General features: G+C 30.4%; 14 protein-coding genes. 8 read left to right on the top strand and 6 right to left on the bottom strand.

All coding sequences use genetic code 11. From position 1 onward, the window contains the following. Positions 1–112: 112 nt before the first annotated feature. Positions 113–1519: a trypsin-like peptidase domain-containing protein gene (locus tag BLU40_RS12000; protein WP_090123792.1), complete on the bottom strand. Its 1407-nt coding sequence runs from the start codon at positions 1517–1519 to the stop codon at positions 113–115. A gap of 166 nt (positions 1520–1685) precedes the next feature. Between BLU40_RS12000 and dapF the strand changes: the two genes are divergently transcribed. From dapF to BLU40_RS11980, 4 genes are all read left to right on the top strand, one after another. After that, positions 1686–2465, top strand: coding sequence for a diaminopimelate epimerase (dapF, locus tag BLU40_RS11995; RefSeq protein ID WP_090123789.1), 780 nt, complete (start codon positions 1686–1688; stop codon positions 2463–2465). Continuing rightward, positions 2465–2983, top strand: coding sequence for a GNAT family N-acetyltransferase (locus BLU40_RS11990; protein ID WP_090123786.1), 519 nt, complete (start codon positions 2465–2467; stop codon positions 2981–2983). The genes dapF and BLU40_RS11990 overlap by 1 nt, the downstream gene beginning before the upstream one ends. A gap of 5 nt (positions 2984–2988) precedes the next feature. After that, positions 2989–4023, top strand: coding sequence for an endolytic transglycosylase MltG (mltG, locus tag BLU40_RS11985; RefSeq protein WP_090123784.1), 1035 nt, complete (start codon positions 2989–2991; stop codon positions 4021–4023). A gap of 203 nt (positions 4024–4226) precedes the next feature. Next, the gene (locus BLU40_RS11980; RefSeq protein ID WP_090123782.1) at positions 4227–4853 is read left to right on the top strand and encodes a peptidoglycan-binding protein LysM; all 627 of its coding nucleotides are present in this window, start codon (positions 4227–4229) and stop codon (positions 4851–4853) included. Positions 4854–4903: 50 nt separating this feature from the next. On the opposite strand, the gene BLU40_RS11975 is transcribed toward BLU40_RS11980, so the two are convergent. From BLU40_RS11975 to dnaA, 3 genes are read right to left on the bottom strand one after another with little or no spacing between them, the layout of a single operon-like run. Next, on the bottom strand, positions 4904–5620 hold the full coding sequence (locus BLU40_RS11975) for an SAM-dependent methyltransferase (protein WP_090123780.1): 717 nt from the start codon (positions 5618–5620) through the stop codon (positions 4904–4906). Then, entirely contained in the window at positions 5613–6074 is a 462-nt protein-coding gene (locus tag BLU40_RS11970) for a low molecular weight protein-tyrosine-phosphatase (protein WP_090123778.1), read from the bottom strand. Before BLU40_RS11970 ends, BLU40_RS11975 begins: the two co-directional genes overlap by 8 nt. A 9-nt stretch (positions 6075–6083) precedes the next feature. After that, positions 6084–7511, bottom strand: coding sequence for a chromosomal replication initiator protein DnaA (dnaA, locus tag BLU40_RS11965; RefSeq protein ID WP_090123776.1), 1428 nt, complete (start codon positions 7509–7511; stop codon positions 6084–6086). Between the two features lie 166 nt (positions 7512–7677). Between dnaA and BLU40_RS11960 the strand changes: the two genes are divergently transcribed. Next, positions 7678–8091, top strand: coding sequence for an acyl-CoA thioesterase (locus BLU40_RS11960; protein WP_090123774.1), 414 nt, complete (start codon positions 7678–7680; stop codon positions 8089–8091). Here BLU40_RS11960 and BLU40_RS11955 read toward each other — a convergent pair. Beyond that, positions 8075–8653, bottom strand: a complete 579-nt coding sequence (locus BLU40_RS11955; RefSeq protein ID WP_317040139.1) for an IMPACT family protein — start codon at positions 8651–8653, stop codon at positions 8075–8077. The two genes, BLU40_RS11960 and BLU40_RS11955, sit on opposite strands and share 17 nt — an antisense overlap. Before the next feature lie 113 nt (positions 8654–8766). Between BLU40_RS11955 and BLU40_RS11950 the strand changes: the two genes are divergently transcribed. Then, positions 8767–9813 carry an isoaspartyl peptidase/L-asparaginase family protein gene (locus BLU40_RS11950; RefSeq protein WP_090123769.1) on the top strand — a complete coding sequence of 349 codons (1047 nt, stop codon included), beginning with the start codon at positions 8767–8769 and terminating at the stop codon, positions 9811–9813. Here BLU40_RS11950 and ribD read toward each other — a convergent pair. Further along, positions 9810–10859 carry a bifunctional diaminohydroxyphosphoribosylaminopyrimidine deaminase/5-amino-6-(5-phosphoribosylamino)uracil reductase RibD gene (ribD, locus tag BLU40_RS11945; RefSeq protein WP_090123966.1) on the bottom strand — a complete coding sequence of 350 codons (1050 nt, stop codon included), beginning with the start codon at positions 10857–10859 and terminating at the stop codon, positions 9810–9812. The genes BLU40_RS11950 and ribD overlap by 4 nt on opposite strands. Positions 10860–10881: 22 nt before the next feature. Here ribD and BLU40_RS11940 point away from each other — a divergent pair, with 22 nt between their 5' ends. Together BLU40_RS11940 and prmC are read left to right on the top strand one after the other, a co-directional pair. Then, positions 10882–11379, top strand: a complete 498-nt coding sequence (locus BLU40_RS11940; protein WP_090123767.1) for a GNAT family N-acetyltransferase — start codon at positions 10882–10884, stop codon at positions 11377–11379. Beyond that, a complete protein-coding gene (gene prmC / locus BLU40_RS11935) occupies positions 11373–12218 on the top strand; it encodes a peptide chain release factor N(5)-glutamine methyltransferase (RefSeq protein ID WP_090123766.1) in 846 nt (281 codons plus the stop codon). Before BLU40_RS11940 ends, prmC begins: the two co-directional genes overlap by 7 nt. The last annotated feature ends 5 nt before the right edge of the window (positions 12219–12223 follow it).

Raw genomic sequence — 12223 nt, 5'->3', positions numbered from 1 at the left:
TAGGTGTAGTTTATTTTTTACAAACATACCTATTTCAAACGTTTTCGCAAGTGTTTTTATCAAAAAAAAGCCCTTTCAAAAATGAAAGAGCTTTTAATTAATTAACTTTTATTTATCTAAATATATATCTCTCGAGTTCCCCATCGAGATTTAACATTTCAATTCTTAACACCTCACCTTTACTCTTATTAGAGATCATTGAAGTAACATCGTCTACATTAACAACTTTTTTTCCGTTAATTGCTGTAATTATAAAACCCTTTTCAACACCATAATACAACAATTCTTTATTAGTTATATCGCTAATTTTAACTCCATTTTCTATTTTCAACTTTTTTAATGTAGACTTATCTAAGTTTTTAAGTTCTAACCCTAAAGATGAAACATTACTAACTTCATTTTTAAGTAAAGTTACATTTGCTGTATATTGCTTTCCTTCTCTTAAATAAGTTACAGCAACCACATCATTTGGTCTTTTAGAACCTAAAAACCCAGTTAAATCTGCATATGTAGAAATTTTTACATTATTAACTTTTATAATAATATCGTCAGATTCTAATCCTGCTTTATCTGCTCCAGAACCTTCAATAACTTCAGCAATATAAAAACCTTCAGTTAAATCTACATCTAGCTTTTTAGATACATTACCATTTAGCTCTCCACCTTTTACACCTAAAACAGCTTTTTGTACACTACCAAACTCCATAATATCTTCAATAACTTTTTGAGCTATATTAGAAGGTACCGCAAAAGAATACCCAACAAAAGAACCTGTTTTTGATGATATTGCTGTATTAATACCAATTAACTCTCCTCTTGTATTTACCAAAGCTCCACCACTATTACCAGGATTTACTGCTGCATCTGTTTGAATAAAAGAATCTATACTACTATTACCATCTAAATCTCTTCCTTTAGCACTTACAATACCTGCGGTAACTGTTGAAGTTAAATTATAAGGGTTTCCAACTGCCAATACCCACTCTCCTACTTTTATAGAATTAGAATCACCAAAAGTTACATACGGTAAATCATCTGCTTCCACTTTTAACAATGCAATATCGTTTGTAGAATCTGTTCCTATTAACTCTGCTTTATATACTTTTTTATTATTTAAAGTCACTTCAATTTCTGTAGCGTTTTTAATTACATGGTTATTTGTAATAATGTAACCATCTTTCGAAATTACAACACCACTACCTGTACCTACTTGCGAATATTGTTTAGTTCCGTTTCCTTGCCCATAAAAAAATTGAGCCATTGGATCTGTATACGTTTTTACTGAAGTATTTTTTACGTGTACTACAGAATTTAATGTTTTTTCGGCTGCTACAGTAAAGTCGGTATTTTCCATACCTGCAACCATACTATTCCCAAAGTTAGTTTGCATTGTTGTTGGTTTCGCTTCAACAACCTTTTCAACTACAACCTGTGGTTTTTCAAAAAACAACTTGTAAGCTCCTAAAGCTATTGCACCTCCAAGTGCCGAAAATAAAACTATGCTTATTATTTTTTTCATTTTTAATATTATTTTTTATTAACTAACACCCAAATTTACCATTTTAGTATATTCAAAAAATTGGTTTAACGCTACGTTAACTCTGTTTTAACTTTTTTTAACAATTTTCACTTTGGAAGGCATTCTAACTTAAAAAACAACTTCAATTTTTATTACATTTGCAGAAATGGATTTACAATTTTATAAATATCAAGGAACTGGAAATGACTTTGTAATGATTGACAACAGATCATTAACATTTCCAAAAGAAAACACAGCGTTAATTAACAATCTATGCGATAGAAGGTTTGGTATAGGTGCCGATGGATTAATTCTGTTAGAACCTGCCACAGATTACGATTTTAAAATGGTTTATTACAATGCAGACGGTAATGAAGGTAGTATGTGTGGTAATGGAGGAAGATGTCTTGTTGCTTTTGCCAATCAATTAGGTGTTATTAAAAACAAAACAACTTTTATTGCTGTAGATGGAGAACATTACGCAACAATTGAAAATGGTATTGTAAGTTTAAAAATGATTGATATTGATACTGTAGATTCAAATAAAAAATATAGCTTTTTAAATACCGGCTCTCCTCATCACGTAGAATTTAGCAATAATATTTCAGAAATAGATGTAAAAACTGTTGGTTCTAAAATTAGATTTGGTGCCCCATATTTTGAAGAAGGTACTAATGTAAATTTTGCGGAACAAGTTTCAGAAAACTCATTTAAAGTTAGAACTTTTGAAAGAGGTGTTGAAGATGAAACTTTAGCTTGCGGAACAGGTGTTACTGCTGTTGCTATTGCTGCGAACAGCACCAATAAAACAACAAGTACCCATTTAAAAGTTGAAGTTTTAGGTGGAAACTTAGAAGTTTCATTCGATGAAGATGATAATAAATATACCAACGTATTTTTAAAAGGACCTGCAACATTTGTGTTTGAAGGTACAATAACTGTTTAATGGCAATATTACAAGGTAAAAATATTAGCTTAAGAGCGCTAGAACCAACGGATTTAGATTTTTTATTTTCGACAGAAAACAATGAGCTTTTTTGGGAGGTTAGCAGTACGCAACTACCATTTTCAAAATACATTTTAAAAAATTATATTGAGAATGCACATCTCGATATTTACGAAACAAAACAGTATCGTTTTGTAATTTGTAATGCTAATAATACACCTGTTGGTCTTATTGATTTATTTGATTTTAACCCTCAACATTTTAGAGTTGGTATTGGAATTTTAATTTTACCCGAATATCAACAACAAAACTATGGCTCAAAATCTTTAGAATTGGTAATTGATTATGCTTTTACTTATTTAAACGTACATCAAATTTACGCTAACATAGCTTCAACAAACAAAAAGAGTATTGCTTTGTTCGAAAAATTCAACTTTGCTAAGGTTGGAGAAAAAAAAGATTGGATTTTTTCAAATTCAACCTTCAAAAATGAATTATTATATCAGCTTATAAAATAACTCCAATGAATATTAAAAAACTTATTCTTTTAATTACAAGTTTACTACTTATTATAGCTGGAATTTTAGCTTATAACTTTTACGCTAAAATTTACAAATCAAACACTACTAAAGAAGGTTATGTATATATTCCAACAGACAGTAACTTTGACCAAGTATCAGAATTAGTTCGCCCTTTTTTAAAACGTGTAAAACCTTTTAACTGGGTTGCTAACAAAAAGAATTATCCAAATACTATAAAAGCTGGTAAATTTCATATTACAAATGGAATGAATAATAACGATTTGGTTAATTTATTAAGAAGTGGTAAACAAACTACTATTAAACTATCTTTTAACAACCAAGATACTTTTGAAAAACTAGCTGGTAGAATTGCTGAACAAATTGAAGCTGATTCAATTTCAATATTAAAAGCAATTAAAGATCCTACTTTTTTAAAGCAAAATGGTTTTGAATCTAAAAATGCATTGGCTATGTATATTCCGAACACCTATGAGTTTTATTGGAATACGTCTGCTACAACCTTCAGAAAAAAAATGCTTTCTCAATATAACCGATTTTGGAATTCAAATAGACTAGCTAAAGCTAAAAAGCTAAATTTATCTAAGTTTGAAGTTATTACACTAGCTTCTATTGTTCAAAAAGAGACCGCAACTGTTAATGAACGCCCTAAAGTTGCACGTTTATATTTAAACCGCTTACAAGATAAATGGCCTTTACAAGCCGACCCGACTATTATATTTGCTTTAAAACAAAAGCAAGGGCAACATAAGGTTATAAAACGTGTTTTACTAAATGATTTAAAAATTGAATCGCCTTACAACACATATAAAAATGCTGGTCTTCCACCGGGACCAATTGCGATGCCAGACATCTCATCTATAGATGCGATTCTAAATCCAGCAAATCATAATTATTACTACATGTGTGCCAGTATTACCAATATTGGACAGCATGAATTTGCGAAAACCCTTTCGCAACACAACCGAAACGCCGCCAAGTATCAAAATTGGCTAAATAAACAAGGTGTTAACAGGTAGCTCACAAGTTAAAAACATTGACCGCACCAGTATTTTTTTGTTAATTTTTAGCAATAGAGATTTCTTTATTGAATAATTCTTAAAACAATCTTAAAAAAGCTAAAATATTGTTAATCAATAAAATATTTCATACTTTTAGTTGTTCATGTCGGAATAAGGTGTAATTTTGCCCGCTGAAATTTACAAGGAATTAAAGCCTTTAAATTATGAAAAAAATAACCCAATTTTCAATATTGGTTGTTTTAGTTTTTATTGCTCTTGGTTTTACAAAAAACAATAGCACAAATTCAAACTCAACTAATATGTACGGAACTAATGAGATTAGCACCGTACTTACAGAAGAAGAAAGTTACCTTCAAGACTACAGAATTCCGTTTTTAGGAACTTCGTTTAATGGTTTTAAAGAAGCTTTGGCGTTTAAAGAATCGCAAGGAAAATATCATGTTGTTAATACTTATGGATATCTTGGAAAATATCAATTCGGAAAAACAACATTAGAACGTTTTAGAATTTACAACACAACTCACTTTTTAAAAACTCCAGAATTACAAGAGGATGCTTTTATGGCACTTTGCTCTTTAAATAAATGGATTTTGAGAAAAGATATTTCGAGAAGTGTAGGTAAAAAAATAAACGGAATTACAATTACAGAGTCAGGAATTTTAGCTGCAGCTCATTTAGCGGGCGCAGGTAACGTAAAAAAATATTTGCGTAGTAATGGCGTTAACGCATTTAAAGACGCTTACGGGTCTTCTATTAAGCATTATATTAAAAAATTCTCTGGTTACGATACTTCTTTTATAGAAGCCAACAGAAAACCTACTGTATAAATCAAAAACAAAGAATAAAAAAAAGCCTTAACAATTGTTAAGGCTTTTTTTTATTCTTTATGAATTATAAATATTACAGGTCGCTTATGTAAATCAACCTTTGTATGTTTCCAATCTTTAATTTCGAGTGTTCTTATATACTCTGTTGGCAACGTTATATCACAAGCAACACACAGCTTAGCTCCTGGAGTAAGCGTACTTTTTAAATCTGCTAGCATTTTTTCGTTTCTATAAGGCGTCTCTATAAATATTTGAGATTGATTTTTCTCCTTAGACAAACGCTCTAATTGCTTTATAGCCTTTTTTCTTTCAGAAGTTTCAATAGGTAAATAACCATTAAAACTAAAGTTTTGACCATTAAAGCCTGATGCCATCATTGCTAAAATAATTGATGAAGGCCCAACCAACGGCACAACACGAATTCCTTTTTCGTGAGCCATTTTTACAATTTCTGCACCTGGATCTGCAATAGCAGGTACACCAGCTTCAGAAAGCAACCCAATAGAAACTCCTTTAGAGCATTCATCTAAATAGGTTCTAACCTCCATTTCATCTGCATATTTATCTAATTTAAACAACTGCAATGATGGTTGAGATTTTTTAGGAGTAATTCGTTTTATAAACTTACGAGCAGTTTTTTCATTTTCAACAATAAAATAAGTTAATTCTTCAATAACCTTTTTTACTGAATACGGCAATACCTCTAAAGGCTCATTATCACCTAAAGTAGTTGGTATTAAATATAAAACTCCTTTATCGCTATCCATTTGGGTTTATTTTTTTGGCTATTATTTCGCAAGCTTCATCTAACATATTATATACATTTTTAAAACCGAAATCACCTCCATAATAAGGATCAGGAACATCTAAATCTTCACCAGGAAAAACTTCATTCAAAATTAGTTTTACCTTAGCAACATCCTCTTCGTTTCTAGCTAATTTAACAATATTTCTATAATTTGAATTATCCATAACATAGATTATATCAAACTCATCAAAATCTGAAACTACAAATTTTCTTGCTTTTTGATCACTTATATCCAATCCATTTGTTCTTGCTACGGCTATAGATCTAGCATCTGGCTTATTTCCAACATGATAAGCTCCCGTACCAGCAGAATCAACCTTAGTTTTAAAATTAAAAACTTTAGATTTTAGTATTCCTTCTGCTAATGGTGAGCGGCAAATGTTACCTAAGCAAACCATTAATATTTTAGTCATTATTTATTTTTAGAAAGTAAGTTTCTTTGTAATATCGTCTACATATTTTCTAAATTGCTTATCAGTTTCGGTTAAATTATCAACCGTTTTACAAGCATGTAGAACTGTAGCGTGATCTCTTTTTCCAATTTGAGATCCAATACTCGCCAATGAAGCTTTTGTCATTCTTTTTGCAAAATACATTGCTAATTGACGCGCTTGAACAATATGGCGTTTACGTGTTTTAGATTGCAAAGTTGCAACATCTAACTCAAAGTAACTAGATACTACTTTTTGAATGTAGTCTATAGAAACTTCACGTTTTGTATTTTTAACAAACTTATCAACAATTTGTTTTGTTAAAGACAGTGTAAATTCTTTTCTATTGAATGAAGCTTGCGCTATCATAGAAATTAAAACACCTTCTAACTCTCTAACATTAGATTTGATATGTTTTGCTATATATTCAATTATTTCATCTGGCATTTCAACACCATCACGATATAATTTATTTTTTAATATAGATACACGAGTTTCATAATCTGGAGCTTGAAGTTCTGCAGACAATCCCCATTTAAAACGAGAAAGTAAACGTTGTTCAATATCCTGCATATCAACAGGTGCTTTATCTGATGTTAAAATTACCTGTTTCCCATTTTGATGTAAATGGTTAAAAATATGAAAGAAAACATCTTGTGTTCCAGTTTTTCCAGATAAAAATTGAACATCATCAATTATTAACACATCAATCATTTGATAAAAATGAATAAAATCATTTCTAGTATTTCCTTTTACAGAATCTATGTATTGTTGTGTAAATTTTTCTGATGAAATATATAATACAGTTTTATCAGGATATTTATCTTTAATTTCAACACCAATTGCGTGTGCAATATGCGTTTTACCCAATCCAACTCCACCATAAATTAATAATGGATTAAAAGAAGTTCCTCCTGGCTTATTAGCTACAGCCATACCAGCCGATCTACCTAACCTATTAGAATCTCCTTCAACAAAACTTGCAAAATTGTAATTTGGGTTTAATTGAGATTCAATTTTAACCTTTTGAATACCAGGTATAATAAACGGGTTTTTAAGCTCACGCTTATTAATATCCATAGGTACAGTTACACCTTGCGGGTTTATTGGATTTCTATTTGAGCTTGGAATTTTAACTGTATGTGGGTTGCTACTGCTATAGTTATTTTCCATTCTAACATCATACACCAACTTGGCATCTTCACCTAGCTGTTTTACTAATGCAACTCTCAATAACTTAATATAATGCTCTTCTAACCACTCGTAAAAGAATTTACTAGGCACCTGAATAGTTAAAGCTTCTCCTGCTAATTTAACTGGTTTTATTGGTTCAAACCATGTTTTATATGCTTGTTGCTTAATGTTATCTTTAATAAAAGACAAACATTCATTCCAAACCGAAGATGCAGTTTTACTCATTAGTATTTTCGTAGAATTTTAATAAATTTTTACAGATATAGAGGGCACTATCTAATCAACCTTTTTGATGGTACAAAAATGTGAATATTTTTTATCATAAAAAAATAAAATAACTATTGATTATTAATTTTTTTTTACGTAAATAAGCTAGCTTAAAAATAAAAAAATGTCAACAAGTACAATACAATTTAGAATAAGATATAGCGAAACCGATCAAATGGGTTACGCACATCACGGTAATTACGCTCAATACTTCGAAATGGGCCGCATAGAATGGTTAAGAGAAAGAGGAGTATCATACAAACAAATGGAAGAGGATGGTATTATGTTACCTGTAATTAGTCTAAATACAAATTACTTAAAACCAGCAAAATATGACGATTTACTTACCTTAAAAACTAAATTATCTAAAAAGCCAACAGCTCGATTAGAATTTGAATACGAGATCTATATAAATGACACTTTAGTTACAGAAGCAAACATAACTTTAGTGTTTGTAAATATGAAAACAAATAGACCTACTAGAATACCCGAATACTTATTAAAAAAAATAGAAAAACACTCTAGTCAACTTCCGTAATTTTAAGACATCTTAAATCGGTAAAAAGCTTTTTAATTCTTTCTGAATTTTTCTTTCTTACAGGAATTGTAAACTCACAATTTAATTCCATTTTTTGATGCGAAATTTGAAGGTTATTCTCTTTCACAATTCGCATCACTTTATTCATATGTGCATACTCGAAAATTAGTTCAAATTGAACATCAATTGTTTTTTCTACAATTTTTGCTTCATCCAATACCATTTTTGCTGAATTTCTATACGCACTTATTAAACCTCCAACACCTAATTTTGTTCCTCCAAAATAACGTACTACTACAACTAAAATATTGGTAATATCTTTCGCTAAAATCTGTCCATATATTGGTTGACCTGCAGTATTGCCCGGTTCTCCATCATCGTTTACACGGTATCGCTTAATTTCAACTCCTAATTGATACGCATAACACCAATGTCTTGCCGAATGATGCTTTTTCTTAATAATCTCCAACTGTGCCTTCACCTCTTCTTCACTAAAAACAGGAACAACAAAACTAAAAAACTTACTACCTTTTTCTTTAAAAAGTACTTCGCCCTTAGCAATTTCAATAGTATTATATGTGTCTTTTATAGAAATAATATAGGATTTATATTTGCAAATATAAGAATGTTAACTGTGGTACAAAATGAATATATTTGATTAAAATTCTATCTACCATGAGACTTTCAATATTAATTATCGCTATATCAACCTTATTTTACAGTTGTGACACTCAAAAAAAAACTAAAAAAGTTAAAGAACCTAATTCTTTTGCAATCGTAATTCATGGTGGAGCCGGAGGAGGAATTACACGCGATAATATTTCAGAAAAAAGACAAAAAGTATATGAACAAAAACTTGAAGAAGCTTTAAATGCAGGTTATACTATTCTTGAAAAGGGTGGAAACTCTCAAGATGCAATCCAAGCAGCTATAACTATAATGGAAGACTCTCCATTATTTAATGCAGGGAAAGGTTCTGTATATAACAGTGAAGGAAATCAAGAAATGGACGCTGCCATAATGAATGGAAAAACACTGAATTCTGGAGCAATTGCAGGTGTAAATTACATTAAAAATCCAATTTTGGCAGCAAGAATTGTTATGGATAGCTCTAAACATGTTATGCTTTCTGGTAAAGGAGCTGTTATTTTAGCTGAAAAATATGGAATTGAATTAGTTGACAGCACTTACTTTTATGATGAAAAAAGAATTAATCAGTTAAAACGAGTTCAAGGAAAAGAGAAAAACCAAATAGATCACACTGCTTTAAATAAAGAATTTGATTTACAAGATCATAAATATGGAACAGTTGGAGCAGTTGCAATTGACATGGAAGGAAACATTACAGCTGGAACTTCAACTGGAGGAATGACCAATAAAAAATATGGAAGAATTGGCGATGTACCTGTTATTGGAGCAGGAACCTATGCTAATAATACAACTTGTGGCATTTCAGCTACTGGAACTGGAGAGTATTTTATTAGAACAGTAGCCTCGCACGAAGTTTCAAGTTTAATTCAATATGGAAACCAAACTCCTCCTGAAGCTTTACATCATGTGATATTCAACCAAATTGAACCTTTAGGCGGTGAAGGCGGAATGATTCTAATAGATAAATATGGTGATGTTTATTGGGATTTTAATTCTTCAGGAATGTTTAGAGCTTTAAAAAAATCGGATGGAGAAACTAAAATTGAAATGTTTAAGAAAAATAGAAGTTAACTATTCGTATAAATTGTCAATAAATCGTTTTCTATATTTTTTATTTCTGAAGAACTTTTTTTAATTACTGGAGCATTTAAACCTTTATTAAACAAAACATTTCCAGTAAAAACATATGCTTCATCCCATAAATTAGCATCAATAAAACTTTGTAAAGTTAGCTTACCTCCTTCGATAATTACAGATTGAATTTCATGTGTATACAAAACATTACAAATTTGCTCCGGCACATTATTTTTAAAATCGATTCTTTCAAAAATTACAGTATCATTAGTATTTTCAATGTCTTTTATCTCAGAAAAAACAATAGTTTTTATCCCATCATTTAACAAGTTATAACTTGTTGGTATTTTTAACGTTCTATCTAAAACAATTCTAACTGGGTTTTCTCCACTCCAACTTCTAACCGTTAAACTCGGATTGTCATTTAAAGCTGTATTTGTTCCAACTAAAATTGCCTGCTCTTCAGCTCGCATTTTATGAACATACTGCTGAGAAAATTCATTTGAAATCCAATTTGGAGTGTTTTCAGAATTCTCATCTCTAATTTTATCAATAAACCCATCTTTAGTTTCAGCCCATTTTAATATTATAAACGGTCTCTTTTTATTATGAAATGTAAAAAATCGTTTATTCAAATCGTAACACTCCTTTTCTAAAACTCCAACTTCAACATTACAACCATTATTTTTCAAATGCGCTACTCCTCTTCCACTCACTTTACTGTTAGAATCTACAATACCAATAACTACATTTTTAATTCCGTTATCAACAATTAAATTTGCACAAGGTGGTGTTTTACCAAAATGAGAACAAGGCTCTAAACTCACATAAATAGTTGCCTGCTTCAGAAGCAATTTATCTTTAACTGAATTTATTGCATTTACCTCCGCATGTGGTTCTCCTGCTTTTTTATGCCAGCCTTCTCCAATTATTGTGTTATCTACAACAATTACACTACCAACCATAGGATTTGGATATGTAGTACCTAAACCATTTTTAGCAAGTTCAATGCAACGTTTTATATATTTTTCGTGTATATTCACTACGCAAAAATAATATTTTAAAATGACTCTTTCAGATTTTACCATTAGAGAAATTCAGCAAAAAGATAATCCAAAAATTGCGACAGCTATTCGAGAAGTTTTAATAGAATTTGGAGTTCCAAAAGTAGGTACCGCATATGCCGACAAAATTTTAGACACATTGTTTGAAGCTTATAATTGTGACGCTGCAACTTATTTTGTAATTGAAAGAAACGGTGAAATTTATGGCGGTGCTGGAATTAAGCAATTAGACAATTTTGAAGGCAATATTTGCGAACTTCAAAAAATGTATTTTAAAAATGAAGCTCGCGGAATTGGTTTAGGTAGTAAAATGATGGATATTTGCCTACAGAAAGCCAAAGATTTTGGCTTCGAAAAATGTTACTTAGAAACGTTGCCTTATATGGAAGATGCTAGAAAGCTATACCGTAAAGTTGGTTTTAACAGTTTAAATGCTCCAATGGGTGACACAGGTCATTTTTCGTGTAATTTATGGATGCTTAAAGATTTACAATGCTAATAAAAGAATTTAAAAATCAGTTTTTTACTGATTTAAAAGGATTATACCCACAAACCGAAATACAATCATTTTTTAATCTAATTATTGAATATAAACTTGGTTTAACCAGAATTGATGTTGCCTTGCAACCTGAATTTGATATTTTAGAAAACGATGTTACTTTTTTAAACAATGCGTTAATAAAATTAAGTAAATCTACACCTATACAATATATATTAGGGGAAACTGAGTTTTTCGATTTAGTTTTCAAAACTAACAGCAACGTTCTTATTCCAAGACCAGAAACTGCAGAATTAGTGCAATCTATAATAGATGACCACAAAAATTCCGGCGAAATTAAAATTCTAGATATTGGTACTGGTAGCGGTTGTATTGCTATTTCTTTAGCCAAAAATTTACCAAACGCAAAAGTTTACGCTATAGATGTTTCTGCAGAAGCACTAAAAACTGCTACAGAAAATGCTATTTTAAACAATGCCTCAGTTAAGTTTATTGAAACTGATATTTTAAACTCAGAAGAATTACCAGGTAATTTTGATGTAATTGTTAGCAACCCACCATATGTTAGAGAAGCTGAGAAACAGCATATGGAGAAAAATGTTTTAGACAACGAACCTCATTTAGCTTTATTTGTAGAAGATGATAATCCGTTAATATTTTATAATAAGATTGGAGATTTGGCTAAAAATCATCTTACTAAAAACGGCAATCTTTATTTTGAAATAAATCAGTATTTAGGTAAAGAAACTGCAGAACTTATTAGTCAAAAAGGATTTAAAAACGTACAAATTAAAAAGGATATATTTGGTGAAGATAGAATGTTAAAAAGTAGTATTTAGTGCTT

This window comes from Lutibacter oricola, from assembly GCF_900106565.1.
Taxonomy (GTDB): domain Bacteria; phylum Bacteroidota; class Bacteroidia; order Flavobacteriales; family Flavobacteriaceae; genus Lutibacter; species Lutibacter oricola.
Note: the sequence above shows the minus strand (reverse complement) of the source record. Positions and strands in the feature narration are given on the sequence as shown.

Excerpts from the sequence above, each read along its gene's own strand:
- BLU40_RS11950 (WP_090123769.1), top strand. The coding sequence starts at position 8,767 with ATGAGACTTTCAATATTAATTATCGCTATATCAACCTTATTTTACAGT.
- BLU40_RS11990 (WP_090123786.1), top strand. The coding sequence starts at position 2,465 with ATGGCAATATTACAAGGTAAAAATATTAGCTTAAGAGCGCTAGAACCA.
- mltG (WP_090123784.1), top strand. The coding sequence starts at position 2,989 with ATGAATATTAAAAAACTTATTCTTTTAATTACAAGTTTACTACTTATT.
- dapF (WP_090123789.1), top strand. The coding sequence starts at position 1,686 with ATGGATTTACAATTTTATAAATATCAAGGAACTGGAAATGACTTTGTA.
- BLU40_RS12000 (WP_090123792.1), bottom strand. The coding sequence starts at position 1,519 with ATGAAAAAAATAATAAGCATAGTTTTATTTTCGGCACTTGGAGGTGCA.
- BLU40_RS11970 (WP_090123778.1), bottom strand. The coding sequence starts at position 6,074 with ATGACTAAAATATTAATGGTTTGCTTAGGTAACATTTGCCGCTCACCA.
- BLU40_RS11960 (WP_090123774.1), top strand. The coding sequence starts at position 7,678 with ATGTCAACAAGTACAATACAATTTAGAATAAGATATAGCGAAACCGAT.
- BLU40_RS11975 (WP_090123780.1), bottom strand. The coding sequence starts at position 5,620 with ATGGATAGCGATAAAGGAGTTTTATATTTAATACCAACTACTTTAGGT.
- prmC (WP_090123766.1), top strand. The coding sequence starts at position 11,373 with ATGCTAATAAAAGAATTTAAAAATCAGTTTTTTACTGATTTAAAAGGA.
- dnaA (WP_090123776.1), bottom strand. The coding sequence starts at position 7,511 with ATGAGTAAAACTGCATCTTCGGTTTGGAATGAATGTTTGTCTTTTATT.
- BLU40_RS11940 (WP_090123767.1), top strand. The coding sequence starts at position 10,882 with ATGACTCTTTCAGATTTTACCATTAGAGAAATTCAGCAAAAAGATAAT.